The following is an 18,033-nucleotide window of genomic DNA, read 5'->3' on the forward strand; positions in this document are numbered from 1 at the left end:
ACCTACTTGGCGAAGCCGGCGAAGCCCGCCCGGAGCACACCGTCCGGGAAGACCTGGAGGCCCTGGATCTGCTTGCTGACGGCGGTGAGGTTCCGCTGCCGGTAGAGGTAGATCAGCGCGTCGTCCTGCTGGAGCAGCGTGACCGCCTGCCCGTACAGCTTCTTGCGCTCCTCGACGTCGCCGGCCTGGCGGGCCTGGGTCAGCAGTGTGTCGAGCTGTGGATTGCTGTAGCCGGCGACGTTCTGGCTGGCCCCAGTGCCGACGAAGTTCGTGATGTTGGCGTCCGGGTCGATCCGCCCGCTCCAGCCGAGTTGCAACAGCTCGAAGTTGCCGCGGTCCTGCTCGTCGAGGAGCGACGAGTACTCGACCGGGTTGATCTTCAGGTCGAACCCGCCGTCCTTGACCATGGACTGCAACGCCTGGGCGAGCCGCAGCGTGTCGGGGGTGTTGGAGGCGAGCATCGTCACCGGGTACGGCGTCTGCACCCCCGCCTCGGTGAGCAACTGCTTGGCCTTGGCGGGGTCGTGGGCCGGGCAGGTCTGCGCCTCGGGCGACGAGAACGGGCTCGCGGGGGAGATCGGCGAGCAGGCGGCGGCGTGCAGACCGTTGAAGACCGCGTCGACGAGCGCCTTGCGGTCGATGGCGTGCTCGAAGGCCTGCCGTACCTTGGCGTTCTGGGCGAGAGGGCGGTTGATCGGCTTGGGTGCGGTGCCGACGCCGTCGACGTTGCCGACGTTGATGGTCAGGCCCTGGTAGCCGAGGGACTGCGACTGCAGGACGGAGATCGCGGCGTCCTGCCGCAGGGCGGCGAAGTCCTGGGTGGACACGCTGTCGGCGACCTGCACGTCGCCGGAGCGCAGGTTGGCGGCGCGGATGCTCGCGTCGGTGAGGATCCGCCACGAGATGGCGTCGAGGTGCACCTTGGCCGCGTCGTAGTAGTTCGGGTCCTTCACGACGTCGATCGAGTTCTGGGGCACCCGCTTGGCGAATTTGAAGGGGCCGACGCAGACCGGTGCGGAGGCGAAGTCGTCACCCAGGCTCTGCAGCGCCTTGCTGCTCATGATCATGCCGGCCCGGTCGGCCAGGGCTCCCAGCAGCGGCGCGAACGGCTGCTTCAACCGCAGGACGACGGTCTGCGCGTCGGGGGTGTCGATGCCGTCGATGGGGCCGAGTTCGCTCTTGCGCGCCGACCGGGAGTTGGTGAGGTGGCGTTGCACCGTGGCCTTCACGGCGGCGGAGTCGAAGGGCGTCCCGTCCGCGAAGCGCACCCCCGGCCGCAGCGGGATGGTCACCGTCCGGCCGTCGCTGCTCGTCGTGGGCAGCGCGGTCGCGAGCTGCGGTACGACCTGCGCCTTCTCGTCGACGTCGTAGAGCTTCTGGCACATCGCCTGGAAGACGTAGCGGGAGTAGAGGCTTCTGGACAGCGTCGGGTCCAACGCGTCGGGCTCGGCGGAGAGGGCGATGACCAACCTGCCGCCCTGCTTCACGGCGGCGGGATCGGCCGGCGTACCGAAGGAGTCCTGGCCTGCCGACTGGTTGCCGCCGGACTGGTCGCCGCCGCCGCTGTCCGACACCGGTGAGCAGGCGACGACCGCGCAGACGGCGGTGGCCGCCGCGACCGCGACCCGAAGGACACGGCTCGTTTCGCTGACGGAGAGGTTCGTCATGGGGAGCTCCTCGAATGGGCGATTCCGGGAGCGTATGTTGTATACGATGAGTGCCGCAAGACCTCCGTGAATGGCTTTCCACGCCGGCCAGACACCCTGGCAGGACGGCACCGATCAGCTCGCCGGCCGGGCCCGGCCGCCCCGCACGAGACTGAGCAGGACGACCAGCGCGAGCACCGCCACCACCGCGCTGAAGATCTCGCCGGCGGGCCGCAGCCCGATCGTCTGGATCAGCAGGCCGACCCCGACGGCGGGCACGCCGAGCATCGCGAACAGAATCGCGAAGAAGGTCGACACCGCCTCGGCCTGGTGCTGCGGCGGCGTCTTCATCGTGATCGTCGCGACGCCGTCGCCGACCGCCACCCCGGACGCGACCCCGATGACCGCCGCGCTGACGAAGAGCGTCGCCAGCAGAGCCATCCACATGCTGAACGCGAGCAGGCCGGCCCCCACGACCAGACCGGCGCAGGCGTAGGCGAGTGCGGCGCGCGAGGAGAGGACGCGGGTCAGCAACTGACCGAACGCGGCGCCGGCGAAGGCGACGAAGACCACGAGCGCCGCGAGGGTGTGCGACCTCTCGTGCAGGACCATGCCGAGGAACAGCCCGGTCACCGACGTGAGCACTCCGAGAGCCGCGAAGCCCGCCCCGGCGGTGATCGCCGAGCGGACGAAGTCACCCCGGATGGCCGCCGGCACCGACAACCGTTGCACCCGGAGGGTCACCGGTGACCGTTCCCGCACCGTCTCCGGCACACCGCGCAACGCGACGATCGCGACGACGGCCAGGACCAGCACGATCACCCAGGGCAGCCGGAGCGGATCCGGGGCCACGTCCGACACGATCCCGGACAGCAGGGTGCCGGTCGCGAGCCCACCGAGGTTCGCGAAGATCGATACGGTGGCGGCGCGTTTCGGATGCCGACGGTCGATCAGCTCCGCCAGCGCCGCGGTCGCCGCGCCGATGATCAGCGCGGCGGAGAGTCCGGCGATGATCCGACCGGCGATGATCATCGCCAGGTCCACGGCGAACAGGAAGACGGCGTCCGCGGCGGCGGACAGCACCAGCGCGATGAGGATGACCGGACGGCGGCCGATCTGGTCGGAGAGCCGACCGAAGACCAGCAGCCCGACGACCACGCCCAACGCGTACAACGCGTAGACCACTGTCACGGTCAACGACGAGAACCCGAACTCCATCTCGTAGAGCGGATAGAGCGGGGTCGGCACTGTGGTGCCCACGAGCGTGATCCAGAACGCGAACGCGACCCGTACCGCACCGGACGTCGACCGAGGCGTCACGCCCCCGGCACGGCTCGCGTCGGACATGGTCAGTCCTCCCGGGTCGGACCCCTGCCTGCGTGCCGTCGACTCCCGCACGCTCCCGTCGCGGCCTCTGTTCCCGCGTACAGCATGGGTCTCGACCCCGGCGGAGATGCGGTAACAGCCCGAAACGACCACATCAGGTGGCTGCGTGCTCAGCCCAGGCCCAGGCCGGAGGGCCGCACGTAGCGCCGGCCCAGGCACCCGGCTGGCTCATCTCACCGCAGACGACGCCGAAGCCTCTCGGCAACGTGCTCGTTGGCTGGCCCGGCATGTCGATGTGCTGTTGAGCGGTATACCTCAGAGTCATATCCATACCTCTGAGGTATACCGCTCAATTCCGCGTCCGCCCCGACAGGGGCGACCGACGTGACCGACCGAGCCTAGGAGTTGTACGCCTGCGCCGTCACCCGGGCCTGCCGGGCCAGGCCCGGCCGCGCGGGCCAGGACACCCGCACCTCGCGGGTCTCCCCCGGCAGGAGCCAGAAGTAGTTGTCGTCGAAGCGGGCCGGCAGGACCCTCTCACCATGCTGGTCGCGCACGGCGAGCCGCACCAACGCGGCGACGGTACGGCCCTGGTTGCGGACCGTCGTGGTGACGGTGTTCCGGCCGTCCACGACACGGACGGTGCCCGACGACGTCGACAGGCGGGTGTTCGGCAGGTCGTTGAGCGCCCGCATCTGCTCGGCCTTGTCGTAGCGCCAGTAGGTGTTCTCCGTGAGCAGCCGGTCGCGGCTGTCGCGCAGCTCCAGGCGGACCAAGTGCAGCCCGCCACCGTCCAGCGCGGCGAGCGGGAAGGCCGCCGTCGTGGCCGACCGGGCCACGTCCACCCGCTGCCGCTGCGGCGTACCCAACGACCGGCCGCTCAGGTCGTACCGCCGGGCGGTGACCGTCACGCCGGTGACCGCCGTCGCGGTGTGGTTCACCACGCGGACCTGCCAGGTGCCCGGGTCGGCCTGCACGTGCAGCGGCTCGCAGCCCTTACGGGCCCCGTAGTAGGCGCCGTTCACGTCGAGGTCGTAGTCGTAGGTCTGCCAGACCGTGCTGTGCCACGCCGGGTGCGACATCCACAGCAGCAGACCTGTGGCGTCCTGCCACAGGTTGGCGTTCCACGCCTCGAACATGGCGCGGTGACTCTCGTAGTTGACGAACTGCGCCCGGGTGGCGAACTCGTCGAGCGAGACGGACTCGCCGAGCCGCGCGTCGATGGCCGCCTGGTACGTGCCGACGCGCTGGTTACCGATGGTCGACCAGTCGTGGTAGTTCCACACCTCGCTGATCGGCCACTCCTTCGCGTCGCCGACGAGGTTGCGCATGCTCTCCGTCACCGACACGACCGGCATGCCGATCTCGGTGTGGAAGCCGAAGGAGTCGGCCTCGTACATCGTCACGTCGGTGTAGGTGCTCGGGTCGACCCAGTGGTACGGCCCGCGTCCGCTCACGATGCCGCTGGCGGAGTTGGGGATGTAGAGGATCTCCGGGTGCTCGGTGCTGACGGCCTGCTTGAGGCCGGCGTCGACGATCGGCGGCGGGTCACCCTCGTTGGCGCCGCACCACACCACGATGCTCGGGTGGTGCCGGAACCGCCGGATCGTGTCGGCGGCGATGTCGACGTAGCCGGGCGGGTTGGGCAGGAACCCGCCGGCCTGCCAGAAGTCGTTCCAGACCAGGATGCCCTGCTCGTCGCAGGCCCGGTACAGCTCCTCACGGTTGCTGCTGCCGAGCCAGTTGCGGATCATCGTGAAGTTCATGTCGCGGTGCATCTCGACGGTGTCGGCCAGTCGGTCCGGCAGCACCCGACGCAACAGCTCGTCCCAGCCCCAGTTGCCGCCCCGGGCGAACACCGGCACACCGTTGACACTGATCTTCAGCTCGGTGATCTTGTTGCTGACCGACTTCACGTCGGTCCACGACTGCCCGTCGTCCGAGACCTGGATGACGAAGTCGCGGGCGTACGCCTGCTCCCAGACGATGGTGACCTGGTCGAACGTGACCGGTGCGCCGAGGTCGACCTGGATGTACTGGTTGTCCTCGAAGGTCGACGACCAGCGGGTCCGGGGGTTGCCGTCGACGGCCCGCTCCGGGCCGTTGGAGTCGCCGTCCGACGACGACGCGCTGGCGGTCTTGCCCAGGGCCAGGTCCACGTCCGGCTCGGCCTGCCGCTGCACCGAGAGCGCCCACATGGACACTCCCCACGAGGTCACCCGCGCACCGGTCTGGATGCGCAGGTGTCGAGCGGTCTGGCTGGCGAACGTCTCGACCTGGTCGGCGCGGCTGCCCAGCGGAGTGTCGTTGCTGACCGACTTCACGTCGGTCCAGGCGCCGCCGTCGGCGGAGACCTGGACGCGGTAGTCGAGCGCGTACGCCTGCTCCCAGACGATGGTGACCCGGTCGAAGTCGACGGCCGCGCCGAGGTCGACCTGGATCCACTGGTCGTCCTCGGCCTTCGAGGCCCAGCGGGTCGCCGCGTCGCCGTCGACGGCCCTGGCGGCCACGTTGGTGTCGTTCTCCGCCGACGAGGCCGTCGCGTCGCGGCGCAGGGCGAGGTCCGGCCCGGTGCCGTCGGCCACCGACAGCGCGAACATCGAGATACCCCAGCCGGTCGCGCGCTGGCCGGCCTGGATGCGTACGTGTCGGGCGTGCTGCCGGTCGAACGTGACGGTCTGCGTCGCCGCCCCGTCAACGAACTCCAGGGCGGGCTTGCCGGGCGGCGAGATCACGATCGGCTGGTGCCAGTCGTAGGCGAACTGTCGGACACCGAAGCGCAGCTCACGCCGGTCGCTGACGGTCCGCTTGACGGTGGCGGTGAGCGTGAGGTCGTACAGGTGGGGGTCGCCGTAGCCGTTGGGCCACCACAGCCGGGGCTTGCGCAGGCGCAACGCGGGGTGGCGCTCCGGCGCGAAGGTGACAGTGGTGCTTCCGTTGGCGGGGACGGTGACAGTGGACTCGACGCGTACCTTGTCGAACTCGGCGCGGACGGTGACTGTGGTGGCGGTGGCCGTCGCGTTGCGGACCGGCACCCGGATGGTGACCTCGGCGGCGCCGGTGTCCGGCAGGTCCGGCAGCGTGGTCTGCACGTGCGGGTCGCCGACGACGACGGCACCGGTGCTCCGCAGCCGGACGTGGTCCCAGAGGCCGGTGACCCGGTCGCGGACGGCGGGCATCCAGTCCCAACCGGACACCGCGAGGTAGGTCGGCGCGTCGAGGTAGTGGTGGGCCGACTGGAGGAAGGTACGGCCGTCGGCGCCCTTGTCACCGGGGGTGCCCTGGTGCGGCATCGGGGTGACCCGGACGGCGAGGACGTGCTCGCCGCGGTGACCGGCGAGGGCGTCGGTGATGTCGAAGGCAGCCCGCGCGAACGGGTGCTTGACGCTGCCGACCTGCACGCCGTTGACCCAGGCGGTCGCCTCGTGGTTGATGCCGTCGAACTCCAGCCAGATCCGCCGACCGGCCGACGTGTCCAGCTCGCGCGGCAACCGCAGGGCGCGCCGGTACCACCAGGTGTGCCGGGACAGCGCCTCCGGGATGCGCATGTTGTTGAAGCCGGACACCGGGTCGGGCAGGTGCCCCTGCTCGACCAGGGTGCCCAGCACTGTGCCGGGCACCGTCGCCGGTAGCCAGGAGCGGACGTCGACACCCGCCCGGGAGAGTTCGGCGCCGTCGGCGGTGCCGGCGAAGTCGTCCATTGTCAACGACCAGCCCGACTCCAGCGGCACCGTGCCGTCGGCGGCGACACTCAGCGCGGGAGCCGGGCCGGTGTTGCCGTCCTCCCAACTGGTCCAGCCCTCGACGTTCGGCCGTCCCGCCAGGGGCACTCCGTAGACCTGGAACCCGTTGAGGCCCACCGGGTTGCTGTTCGAACGCTTCGTGGCCGTCATGCGGATCCACCGGGCGGTGACCGGCTCCGGCAGTTTGATCGCCTGTACGCCGCCCTGACCCTCGGTCGTCTCGTACACCGACGTCCAGGTGCGGCCGTCGGTGGAGACCTCGATCCGGTACGACGTGGCGGCGCTGGAGAGGATCTCGTCGCCGTCGGTCTCGGTGTAGTTGCCGTCGAACGGCCCGTCGGCGAGCGTGGCCTCGAAGACCAGGGTGATCGCCTCGACCCGGCAGGGCGCCTGCAGGTCCACGGAGATCCATTGCGGATCGGCGTTGCCGGCGGCCCGCCACCCACTCCCCCGGACGCCGACCTGCGGCAGACCGTCCACCGCGAAGGTCGCGGGCGTCGGCGCGTAGTCGGTCGAGGAGACCGCGACCGGACGGTACCGGGCGAGGTCGGTGGCCTGCGGGGTGGCAGGCGGCGTCGCCGGAGCGGCGGCCGCGACGGCGTCCGGTAGGACCGCGGCCACCCCGACCGACGCCAGCAGCGTGGCTCCGGCGGAGAGGAAGGTACGCCGCGACAGGGGCGCTTGCTCGGACATTGTGCCTCCAGACGGGACAACGTTGTCAATCGACGGTCTCTGACAACGTTGTCAGATCGTGGCCGCATGTTTCGCCGGAGTCAAGAGTTCACGTCGATCGTGATCCCACGAACACGGTGCGCACGTGAATCCACGTCGGACGCGGCGCGACCGCGGGATCCGCCGGCCACCGGGCCGGATGACGGGCGGTCAGCTCGTCGGCGGGTCGTCGCGGTGCTGACGGTCGCGACGGTGGTACTCCGGGCGGAGCTTCGCGGCGGCGAACGCCCCCTTCACCGCCGCCGAGAGCGCGACGATGTCGTACGCGCCGTGGTGGCGACGGCCGTTGATGAAGAAGGTCGGGGTGCCGGTGACGCCGCTGAGGTCGGCGGACTCGACGTCCTCGGCCACCCGGTCCACGCCCAGTCGCTTGCCCATGTGCTCCCGGAACATGTCGAGATCCAGGCCGAGGCGCTCGGCGTAGCCCAGCAGGTCGGTGGGATTGAGCGCGTCCTGGTGGGTGAGGAGCAGGTCGTGCATCTCCCAGAACGAGCCCTGCTCCCCCGCCGCCTCGGCGGCCTCGGCGGCGAGTTGGGCGTGCGGGTGGACGTCGGTGAGCGGCAGGTGTCGCCAGACGTACCGGACATTGGCGAAGTCGGCCAGCATCTCCCGCACCACCGGCTCGGCCTGCCCGCAGTAGGGGCACTCGAAGTCGCCGTACTCCACTACCGTCACCGGCGCGTCGAGCGCCCCACGCATGTGGTCGCGCCCCGACTCGACAGCAAGCTTCAGATCGACGATGGCCTCGGTGACGCCGAGCAGAGCGCGCGCACGTCGCGACGGCGAGAGGCGGGCGACAGCACGGAACACCAACCAGGTCACGACGGACGCACCGACCGTCGCGACCAGGATGCCGAACTTCGCCTCGTCCAGCGCCGGGCCGTGCAGGGCGTGGGTGGCGATCAGGAGGGCGACGGTGAACCCGATGCCGGAGACAGTGCCGACGCCCGCCACGGCCACCCAGCCGACGGGTGGCCGGAAGCGGTTCCCGCTCAGCCGGGCCACCAGCCACGAGGTGGCCACGATCCCGAGCGGCTTGCCGACGACGTACGCCGCCACGACGCCGAGCGTCACCGGCGAGGTCACGGCCCTGGACAGCAGCTCACCGTCGAGGACGATCCCGACGTTCGCCAGGGCGAACAGCGGCACGACCACGTAGCTCGCCCACGGGTGGTAGAGGGTCTGCAGCCGCTCGTTCGGCGACAGCGCCGAGGTGAGACCGGCCTGGGCCATCCGGGCGAGCTGCGGGGTCGGCTGTTCCCGGAAGAGGCGGAACTGGTCGCTCGCGTGCTGCAGTTCGTCCCGCCCGGGGGCGTACGCGTAGGTCAGCAGCCCCATCACCAGGCCCACCACGACGGGGTCGACACCGGACTCCGAGACCGCGACCCAGGCCGCCACCCCCAACAGCGCGTAGATCGGCCCGAACCGCACGCCCCACGCCCGGACGAGCAGCACGAGACCGAAGATCGCCGCCGCGACGAGCAACGCCGTGGGCGAGGGGTGATCCGGGTACGCGATGGCCAGCACCGCGATCGCGACCAGGTCGTCGACGACGGAGACGGTCAGCAGGAAGCTGCGCAGCCGGTCGGAGAAGCGCGGCCCGAAGACGGCGAGGGCGCCGAGCGCAAGCGCCGTGTCGGTCGCCATCACGGCACCCCACCCGGCGGCGGTGGTCTGCCCCGCGTTGAACGCGAGGTAGATCCCGATCGGCACGAGCATGCCGCCGAACCCGGCCAGCATCGGCAACGCCAGTCGCCGCCGCTCCCGCAGCTCGCCGATGTCGAACTCGCGACGCAACTCCAACCCCGCGACCAGGAAGAAGAACGTCATCAACCCGCTGTTGACCCAGGTCCGCAGGTCGTGCGACACCGGCCAGTCGCCGAGCCGGACCGAGAAGGTGGTGCTCCAGACCGACTCGTACGACGACGAGTGCAGGTTCGCCCAGACGAGGGCCACCACCGCGGCGACCACTACCACCCGCGCGCCGCCGGTCTCGGTGCGCAGGAACGCGCGCAGCGGAGCGTTGAACCGCCCCTCCCAGGCGGTCCGGGTGATCATCACCCGGCGTGGGTTGTTGCTCGTCACGGAACAATCTTCGTTGACCCGACCGTCACGCGGCCCGAATTGAGGGACATCACCGACCGGCGGGCGTGGGGCGGGAAAGCTCTACTCCTCCTCGGCGAACACGGTCGCACGGCGCTTGCGGATCGCCGGAAGGACGGCGACGACGAGCGCGGCAACCGCCAGGGCCAGGAGCACCGCCGAGATCGGTCGGGTCACGAAGACCGACGGGTCGCCACGGGAGATGATGAGCGCTCGTCGCAGGTTCTCCTCCAGCAACGGGCCGAGGACGAAGCCGAGCAGCAGCGGCGCCGGCTCGCACCCGCACTTGATCAGCAGGTAGCCCAGGATCCCGAAGAACGCGATCGCGTAGACGTCGTACGCGTTGAAGTTCAGCGAGTAGGTGCCGATCGCGGCGAACAGGATGATCATCGGGAACAGCACCTGGTACGGGATGCGCAGCATGCGCACCCAGAGCCCGATCAGCGGCAGGTTCAGCAGCAGCAGGAGCACGTTGCCGATCCACATGGACGCGATCAGGCCCCAGAACAGCGCCGGTTCGTCGTTGATGACGTTCGGGCCGGGGGTGATGCCGTGCACGATGAACGCGCCGATCATCAGTGCCATGACCGGGTGGGCGGGCAGACCCAGGGTGAGCAGGGGGATGAACGACGTCTGCGCGGCGGCGTTGTTCGCCGACTCGGGACCGGCGACACCCTCGATCGCACCGTGCCCGAACTCCTGCGGCCGCTTCGAGATCCGCTTCTCCACGGCGTACGAGGTGAACGAGGCGAGCACGTGACCGCCCCCGGGCAGGACACCGAGCGCGGCGCCGAGACCGGTGCCCCGCGCGATCGGGGCGACGATCCGACGCCGGTCCTCGCGGGTCGGCCAGAGGTTGGTCACCCGGTTGACGATCGCCGCACGGGTCTGCTCGTTCTCCAGGTTGCGCAGGATCTCGGCCACCCCGAACAGGCCCACGGCGACCGACACGAAGTCGATGCCCCCGTACAACTCCCGCTGCTCGAACACGAACCGGGGCGTCCCGGTGTAGATGTCCTGGCCGACGGTGCCGAGCAGCACGCCGAGCGCGATCATCGCCAGCGCCTTGAGGGCAGTGCCCCGGGCCAGGGCGATCGACACGATCAGCCCGAACAGCACGAGCGAGAAGTAGTCGGCCGGGCCGAACTTCAAGGCGACGCTGGCCAGCGGCGGAGCAGCGGCGGCGAGCGCCACCGTGGCGACCGTACCCGCGACGAAGGACCCGATCGCCGCCGCCGCGAGGGCCGGTCCGGCCCGGCCCTGGCGGGCCATCTCGTGCCCGTCGAGCGCGGTGACCGCCGCGGACGACTCACCGGGCAGGTTGATCAGGATGGCGGTCGTCGAACCGCCGTACTGCGCGCCGTAGTAGATACCGGCCAGCATGATCAGCGCCGTCACCGGCTCGAAGCTGAACGTGATCGGCAGCAGCATCGCGACCGTCGCGGTCGGTCCGATGCCGGGCAGGACGCCCACCGCGGTGCCGAGCAGCACTCCCACGAAGCAGTAGAGGACGTTCTGGACCAGGAGGGCCGTCGAGAAGCCCAGCGCGAGGTTGTCGAGGAGTTCCATGCCTCAATCCCGATGCCGCGTCAAAACACCAACCACGGGCCCCACAGGGGGATCCGCAGTTGAAGTCCGACGACGAAGATGAGCGTGCTGGCCACCGTCAGCCCGGCGGCCACGGCCACCGCCGTGAGGGGCCGTACGCGTCTGCTGGCCAGGGTGGTGAGCAGGGCGGTCACCGCCGTCGTCGGGACGAATCCGAGGCGCCGGATGGTGAATCCGAAGAACAGGACCGCGAGCACGATGACGGCGACGGCCCGCCACGGGACCGGTCCGAACGAGATCACCTCACCGGCGACCAGGCCCTTGCCGACGATCGCCAGGCCCAGGGCGACCACTGCCGCGCCCACCAGCAACGGGAAGGCACCCGGGCCCATCCGTGTCGGGGTGCCCAGCTCGTAGCCGAGCGCCCCCACCACGAATGCGCCACCGATCAGGACGAACATGCCCCCGGCGAGGACGTCCGGGAACGACCGATGGCGTTGCACCTCAGGACACCTTGACCCCGGCGTCGGCAATGATCTTCGCCCAGGTGCCCAGCTGCTCGTCGAGCTTCGCCCGGTGCGCGTCCGGTGTCGCGTCCTGGGCCGGGACGGGCGCGGTGCCGAGTTTGGCCATCTGGTCGATGACCCCCTGGTCGGCCAGCGCCACCTTCAACGCCTCGGACAGCTTCTGGACGATCTCCGGCGGCGTGTCGGCCGGGACGTAGAGACCGTGCCACACGCTGACCTTCAGCTGGGGCAGCCCGGCTTCGGTGGTGGTGGGCAGGTCGGGGAGGCTCTTCACCCGCTCGGGCGTGGTGACCGCGTACGCCTTCACCTTCCCCGCGGCGATCTGACCGCTGGTGTTCGTCGTCTGGTCGCACATGAAGTCGACCTGACCGCCGACGAGGTCGGTCAGCGCGGGACCGGTGCCCTGGTACGGGACCTCCTGGAGCTTCACGCCCGTGGTGGTCTGGAACAGCAGGCCGCACAGGTGGGAGGCGGCCCCGATACCCGCGTTGGCCAGCGTGACCTTGCCGGCGTTCGCCTTCACGTGAGCGACGAGGTCAGGAAGCGTCGCGGGCGCGAAGTCCTTACGGGCGACGATCGTCATCGGCACCTCGGTGACGAGACCGACGGTCTCGAAGTCCTCCAGGGGCTTGTAGCCCAGGCTCTTGTACAGGGCGGGCGCCGTCGACATGCCGATGTGGTGCATGAGCACCGTGTAACCGTCCGGCCTGGCCCGCGCGACGTCGCCGGCGCCGACAGTGCCGCCGGCACCCTCGACGTTCTGGACGACGATCTTGCCGCCGAGCTTCGCGGCCATCGGCTCGGCGATCATGCGGGTGACCGTGTCCGTCGGCCCGCCGGCGCTGAACGGCACGACGATGGTGATGTTCTGGTCCGGGTAACCTGCGGCGTCGCCTCCGCCGGCGGCGCCTCCGTTACCGGAGCAGGCCGCCACGAGCGCGACGACGCTGATCGCGGCGGTCATCCGTCCGGCGGCCCGGTACCTGCTGGTCGTTCCCATACGGCGGCCCTCCCCATCAGCGCATGGACATTCCTCGGTGGATGCGAGGACCCCAGTCTCTGCTGGTCGGGGCACGGATGGTGTCAGAGAAATCCCAAGAACTCGCGGACCGCACGAGCACCGGTCCGGCCCGTAGACTCCGCTGGTATGCGGATAACCGTCATCGAGGATGACGACCGCGTGGCGCGGGGCCTGGTGACCGTGCTGACCCAGGCGGGCTTCGAGGTCCACCGGGTCGCCACCGCCGCGGAGGCGGTGCGCGCCGCGCCGTCCGACGTGGTCCTCGTCGACCTCGGCCTTCCCGACGGCGACGGGCTCGACGTGATCCGCAGGTTGCGTGACCACCCGCAGACCGCCGTCATCGCGGTGACCGCACGGTCGGAGGAGCACGAGCGGGTCCGTGGCCTGCGCGCCGGCGCCGACGACTACATCGTCAAGCCGTTCGGCATCCCGGAGTTGCTCGCCCGCATCGATGCCGTGCTCCGGCGCACCCGGGCCGCCCGCGCGCACGGTCGACCGGACGCGCCGCTCGTCCTCGGGCCGGTACGGATCTGCGTCGGCACCCGCGAGGTCACCGTCGACGGCACCCCCGTGCCGCTGACCCGCAAAGAGTTCGAGTTGCTCCTGCTCCTGGCGCGGCATGCGCCCAACGTGGTCAGTCGCGACGTCATCCTCGACCAGATCTGGGGTGCTACCTGGGAGTCGTCGAGCCGTACCCTGGACACCCACATCGCGGCACTGCGGCACAAGCTCGGGCCGGGAGTGGTCATCCGCACGGTCCACGGCGTCGGCTATCGGCTCCTCGCCGACCAGCCGGAGTTGATCGGCTGACGCGCCGTGCACCGCCGCCTGCTGGTCGTCCTGGTCCCCCTCGCGGTGCTTCTCGTCGCGGCGCTCGGGGTGCCGCTCAGCGTCACAGTGGCCGAACGGGAGATGCAGGAGACCTACGTCAACCGGCTCAACGACGTCGGCCGGTTCGCCTCGTTGGCCGAGGCCGCGCTGTCCACCGGCCGGACCGAGGCGTTGCAACAGGAACTGACGCGGTACCACGATCTCTACGGCATCCCGGTCGCGCTGATCGACACGTCGGGCACTGTGCTCCTCGGGCCCGTCGACGCTTACGAGGCGGCGGCGCGCACCGAGCCGGCGTTGCCCCGGATCGTCACCGCCGCACTGGCCGGTGCCCGGTCCGAACCATCCTGGGAATGGGCACCGTGGGACGACTCTCCCCTCGTCGTCGCGGAGCCGGTGGGCCGGGACAGCGAGGTCGTCGGCGCCGTCGTGACGATCTCCGACCTGTCCAGGACGCGCGAGCTCATCCTCGTACGCTGGGCGTGGCTGGCCGGGCTCGGGCTGCTGCCGTTGGTCGCCCTGGCGGCCGTCGCCTGGCCGGTGTCGGCGTGGGTGCTGCGGCCGGTACGCAAGCTGGACGCGGCGACCTCACGGATCTCCGAAGGCGACCTGACGATCCGCGCCGACGCCGAGGCCGGGCCGATCGAGCTGCGGCGGCTGGCGCAGTCGTTCAACACCATGATGGACGCCGTCGAGAACGCCGCGCAGCGACAGCGCGCGTTCGTGTCCGACGCGTCGCACCAGTTACGCAACCCGTTGACCAGCCTCCGGCTCGCGGTGGAGAGCCTCGCGCCGCACCTGCGACCGGAGGGTGACGGCCAGCAGGTGTACGACGTCGCCGTCGACGAACTGAAGGCGATGCAGCGGATGCTGAACTCGTTGCAGGCCAGCGCGCGGATGGAGAGCATGCGGACCGCGTCGCCGGTGGACCTCGACGAGGTGCTGGCGACGCGGGTCGACAGGTGGCGGGCGCTGACGGCCACGGCCGGGCAGACACTCACCGTCGACGTACCGCCGGGGTTGCGGTTGCTGGAGCCGCCGGGCGGCCTGGGCAGCATCCTGGACGAGCTGATCAGCAACGCGCTGCGGCTGTCCGACGCACGGGTGGTGGAGGTGTCCGCACAGGTCGTCCCCGGCCACGTCGGCGTCGGGGACCGCGTGGGCGCCGTGGTCACGGTCGTCGTCCGCGACGACGGTCAGGGCATCGACGCGTCCGAGCGGACCCAGGCGCTACGACGGTTCTGGCGGTCGTCGCGCCACCAGAACGTGTCCGGTACCGGCCTGGGGCTGGCGATCTGCGCCGACCTGATCGGGGCGGCCGGAGGCACGCTGCGCCTGGAGGACGGCCTGCCGCGTCCGGACGGCTCCGGGCACGGCCTCGCCGCGGTGGTGGTGTTGCCGGTCGTACCCCAGGTGGTGTCGCCGGCCGACGCTCCGGCGTCGGTGCCGATCTGACGGTCGCGGTCCCGGGTCAGCGCTTCCGGTCGCGGAACCAGGCCGCCGCGCCCGGGTGCAGCGGAACCGACGCCGTCGATATTCCGGTACGCACGTTGATCTGCCACGCCTCGGGCAGGGTCTCGGCGTCGTCGCGGCCGGCGGAGGTGATCGCGCCGGTGTGCGTGAACACCGTGTCGGTGATGGCGTAGACCAGGTCGTCGGGCAGGTCGTCGCGCGCGAGCAGCACGTTCGGTACGGCGACGGTACGGGTGGCCGGGACACCGGCGTAGGCAGTCGCGTGGATCATCGCCGGGGCGTAGGGACCCGGGTACGCCGTGAACAGCCCGCCCGCCTGCGCGTCCAACGGGATCAGCCGGATGGGGTGCCGTTGCGCCAGCTCGGTGATGGCGGGTGTCGGGACACCGGTGAGCGAGAACATCGCGTCGATCGCACCGTCGCGCAACGCCGCCGCCGATTCGGCCTGGCTGAGATGCCTCCGGTCGACGTTCACCGGGCCGAGCCGCAGAACGCGCAGCGCTGTGAACTCCGTGCCCGAGTCGTGCGCACCGAGGGACAGACGCCTACCTTCGAGGTCCCGGAACTCGTGAATCGTCGAACCGGCCATCACCACGAGATGCAGGTGGCTGTCGTAGAGCCGGCAGATCGCCGACAGCCCCCGGGGCGCGCTGCCGTCGGCCTCGATCAACGCGTCCAGGCTCGTCAGCCCGAGGTGCACGTCGCCGGCCCGCAGCATCCGGATGTTGTCGGTGGACGCCCCGCTCGGCACCGTGGTCACCGTCGCGCCCGGCACCTGCTCGGAGATATGGTCGGCCAACGCGCCGCCGATGCGCCGGTAGACCGCTCCCGCCGGCCCGGTCGCCAACCGCAGGTGGACCTCGCTCACCTCGGGCTGCCGTGAGCAACCGACGAGCAGCCCTCCGGCGGTCAGCAGTGCCGCCCGCCGACTGAACCGCATGCCCGGGTCGAGCACCATGGCGACATGATACGGACGGCCGCATGGGCATGCACGCAGCGCCACCGCAGTCCAGCGCGACCCGTCGGGACCGACCGTTCTATCCGCTATGATGGCGGGTATGGCGCGCACCGAACCCGACACCCGGCCCTCCGCGGCGCGACTCCGGCTCCTCGGCACGGCGATGCGGCTGTTCTACGCCGAAGGGATCCACGCCGTCGGCGTCGACCGGATCATCGCCGAGGCACAGGTGACGCGGGCCACGTTCTACCGGCACTTCCCCAGCAAGGACGACCTCATCCTGGCCTACCTGCGGGAAGTCCACGCCCTGGAGCGTGGACTGGTCGACGCGGCGATCGCCGCCAACCCCGCGCCGGTCGACTCACTCCTCGGCATCGCCGGCGCCATCGCCCAGAACGTCCAGTCCCCCGCGTTCCGGGGATGCGCCTTCCTGAACGCCGCGGCGGAGTATCCCGACACCGGCCATCCCGTGCACCAGGAGATCATCGCCCACCGGCAGTGGTTCCTGGACACGCTCACCACGCTGATGGCGCAGGTCCACGAGGAGACCGCCGATCCCGCCGCGCGGCACTTCGTCATGCTCCGCGACGGCGCCATGGCCGCCGGATGCCTCTTCAACCCCGCCCTGGTGTCCGAGACCTTCCTCCGCGGGGTGGAAGGTCTCCTCCGGATCAACACGGAGCGCCGGTCGGCCGAAACCGACCGCTGAGTCGCCTGCTCATGCCTCGGCTGGACGCCAGGCCGATGTGCCGTTGACCGGTATACCTCAGAGTCATATTTATGACTCTGAGGTATACCGGTCATCACCGCATCCACCCCCGCAGAGGTGACCGACGGCCCCCGAGGGTTGACCGGTTTGCGACCTATTCGCCTTCTCACGCCTCGGAGTCGTCCCGGTCGGACGGCTCCCGCCCGACCGGCGGGGCGGGCGCCTCCAGCGGACGGCCCCGGCTTCGCCGCGCGTCGAGCAGCGCGACCAGGGCCAACACACCGGCCACCACGGACAGCGCGGCCATCGACGTCCAGCGGAACAGCGCCGGCGTGAGCAACAGCAGAGCTGCCAGGCCGATCACCAGGGCGCGGGAGGCCCGGCCGAAGATCTCGTACTCCAGCCGCATCCGGGCCACGAGGAAGAGCGCCGGGCCACCGACCACGAACAGCAGCCAACTCGCGGGCGGCGACCCGTACGGATGGTCGATCACCAACTCGTAGCCGACGGCCGTGACGAGCACGCTCAGCACGATCAGCAGGTGCGTACGTTCCGACGCCGTGCCCAACCGGCCGGGCATGCCCGCGCGACTCAACGCATCGGGCAGCAGCAGACCGGCACGGTAGAAGTAGATCCGCCAGAGCAGTGCGCTGGTGACGAACGTGACGACGAAGGCCGCCGCCCGCTCGGCGGAATAGTCGACGCCGCCGAAGACGATGCCGATGAGCAGGATCGACTCACCGAGGGCGATGAGAATCATCTGCTGGTAGCGGTCGGCGAGATGCACCCCGGCGATCCGCCAGCGGCTCACCGCCGAGGCCCCGAGCCGTGGAAGGGGCCAGCCCAGAATCCAGGCGAGGTAGTCGACGCCGAGAGCGACGGCCCACCACGCCGGGAGATGTCGGTCCGGGCCCAGGGCGCCGGCCAGCCACAGCGGTGCGCTCGCCGTAGCCCAGATGACGAGCCGGAAGGGCACCAGCCGTCGCGGGTGGCCACGCAGCGCGACGGCGATCACCAACGGACGCACCACCATGACCGACAGGTACGCGGCCGCGAACGGCAGCGCCCGCTCCTCCATCCCACGGGGCAGCGCCACCGCCATCACCAGGCCGGCGAACATGGTCCCGACCACGACGGCCTGGATGACCGAACGCTCCGGCTCGTAGCGGCTGGTGATCCACGCCGTGTGCGACCAGACCAGCCAGAGCGCCAGGAAGAGCAGCAGGGTACGACCGAACCCGCTCGCGAGCGCCCAGCCGGTTTCGTCGCCCAGCTCGGCGAACCGTCGCGAGACCTGGGTGAGGGCCACCACGAAGGCCAGGTCGAAGAACAGCTCCAGGAACGTGGCTCGGCCCGAACTCGTCGGCGGGCGCAGCAGCTTGGCACCGGGTCCCGCCGTCATCGTCCTCCTCAGTC

12 protein-coding genes are annotated in these 18,033 nt (G+C 70.5%); 3 read left to right on the top strand and 9 right to left on the bottom strand.

Annotated elements, in window-relative coordinates:
• Nucleotides 1-2: 2 nt before the first annotated feature.
• The 7 genes from O3438_RS08185 to O3438_RS08215 all read right to left on the bottom strand — a co-directional run bounded on the left by O3438_RS08185 (nucleotide 3) and on the right by O3438_RS08215 (nucleotide 12,625).
• Nucleotides 3-1,667, bottom strand: a complete 1,665-nt coding sequence (locus tag O3438_RS08185; RefSeq protein ID WP_269679369.1) for an ABC transporter substrate-binding protein — start codon at nucleotides 1,665-1,667, stop codon at nucleotides 3-5.
• A gap of 114 nt (nucleotides 1,668-1,781) precedes the next feature.
• Nucleotides 1,782-2,993 carry an MFS transporter gene (locus O3438_RS08190; protein ID WP_269679370.1) on the bottom strand — a complete coding sequence of 404 codons (1,212 nt, stop codon included), beginning with the start codon at nucleotides 2,991-2,993 and terminating at the stop codon, nucleotides 1,782-1,784.
• A 377-nt stretch (nucleotides 2,994-3,370) separates the two neighbouring features.
• On the bottom strand, nucleotides 3,371-7,408 hold the full coding sequence (locus O3438_RS08195; RefSeq protein WP_269679371.1) for a discoidin domain-containing protein: 4,038 nt from the start codon (nucleotides 7,406-7,408) through the stop codon (nucleotides 3,371-3,373).
• Nucleotides 7,409-7,597: 189 nt separating this feature from the next.
• On the bottom strand, nucleotides 7,598-9,532 hold the full coding sequence (gene nhaA / locus O3438_RS08200; protein ID WP_442929578.1) for a Na+/H+ antiporter NhaA: 1,935 nt from the start codon (nucleotides 9,530-9,532) through the stop codon (nucleotides 7,598-7,600).
• Nucleotides 9,533-9,613: 81 nt separating this feature from the next.
• Entirely contained in the window at nucleotides 9,614-11,119 is a 1,506-nt protein-coding gene (locus O3438_RS08205; protein WP_269679372.1) for a tripartite tricarboxylate transporter permease, read from the bottom strand.
• A 20-nt stretch (nucleotides 11,120-11,139) separates the two neighbouring features.
• Nucleotides 11,140-11,601 carry a tripartite tricarboxylate transporter TctB family protein gene (locus O3438_RS08210; RefSeq protein WP_269679373.1) on the bottom strand — a complete coding sequence of 154 codons (462 nt, stop codon included), beginning with the start codon at nucleotides 11,599-11,601 and terminating at the stop codon, nucleotides 11,140-11,142.
• A 1-nt stretch (nucleotide 11,602) separates the two neighbouring features.
• Entirely contained in the window at nucleotides 11,603-12,625 is a 1,023-nt protein-coding gene (locus O3438_RS08215; RefSeq protein ID WP_269679374.1) for a tripartite tricarboxylate transporter substrate-binding protein, read from the bottom strand.
• Between the two features lie 147 nt (nucleotides 12,626-12,772).
• Here O3438_RS08215 and O3438_RS08220 point away from each other — a divergent pair, with 147 nt between their 5' ends.
• Both O3438_RS08220 and O3438_RS08225 read left to right on the top strand, forming a co-directional pair.
• On the top strand, nucleotides 12,773-13,456 hold the full coding sequence (locus tag O3438_RS08220) for a response regulator transcription factor (protein WP_269679375.1): 684 nt from the start codon (nucleotides 12,773-12,775) through the stop codon (nucleotides 13,454-13,456).
• 6 nt (nucleotides 13,457-13,462) lie between these two features.
• On the top strand, nucleotides 13,463-14,932 hold the full coding sequence (locus O3438_RS08225) for a sensor histidine kinase (protein WP_269679376.1): 1,470 nt from the start codon (nucleotides 13,463-13,465) through the stop codon (nucleotides 14,930-14,932).
• Between the two features lie 16 nt (nucleotides 14,933-14,948).
• Here the strand turns inward: O3438_RS08225 and O3438_RS08230 are convergent, their stop codons facing one another.
• A complete protein-coding gene (locus O3438_RS08230; protein ID WP_269679377.1) occupies nucleotides 14,949-15,908 on the bottom strand; it encodes a TAXI family TRAP transporter solute-binding subunit in 960 nt (319 codons plus the stop codon).
• 100 nt (nucleotides 15,909-16,008) lie between these two features.
• Between O3438_RS08230 and O3438_RS08235 the strand changes: the two genes are divergently transcribed.
• On the top strand, nucleotides 16,009-16,617 hold the full coding sequence (locus O3438_RS08235) for a TetR/AcrR family transcriptional regulator (RefSeq protein ID WP_269679378.1): 609 nt from the start codon (nucleotides 16,009-16,011) through the stop codon (nucleotides 16,615-16,617).
• A gap of 166 nt (nucleotides 16,618-16,783) precedes the next feature.
• Here O3438_RS08235 and O3438_RS08240 read toward each other — a convergent pair whose 3' ends face one another.
• Nucleotides 16,784-18,019, bottom strand: coding sequence for a low temperature requirement protein A (locus tag O3438_RS08240; RefSeq protein ID WP_269679379.1), 1,236 nt, complete (start codon nucleotides 18,017-18,019; stop codon nucleotides 16,784-16,786).
• Nucleotides 18,020-18,033 lie beyond the last annotated feature (14 nt).

Origin of the sequence: Micromonospora sp. WMMC250 (assembly GCF_027460215.1) — a bacterium.
Taxonomy (GTDB): domain Bacteria; phylum Actinomycetota; class Actinomycetes; order Mycobacteriales; family Micromonosporaceae; genus Micromonospora; species Micromonospora taraxaci.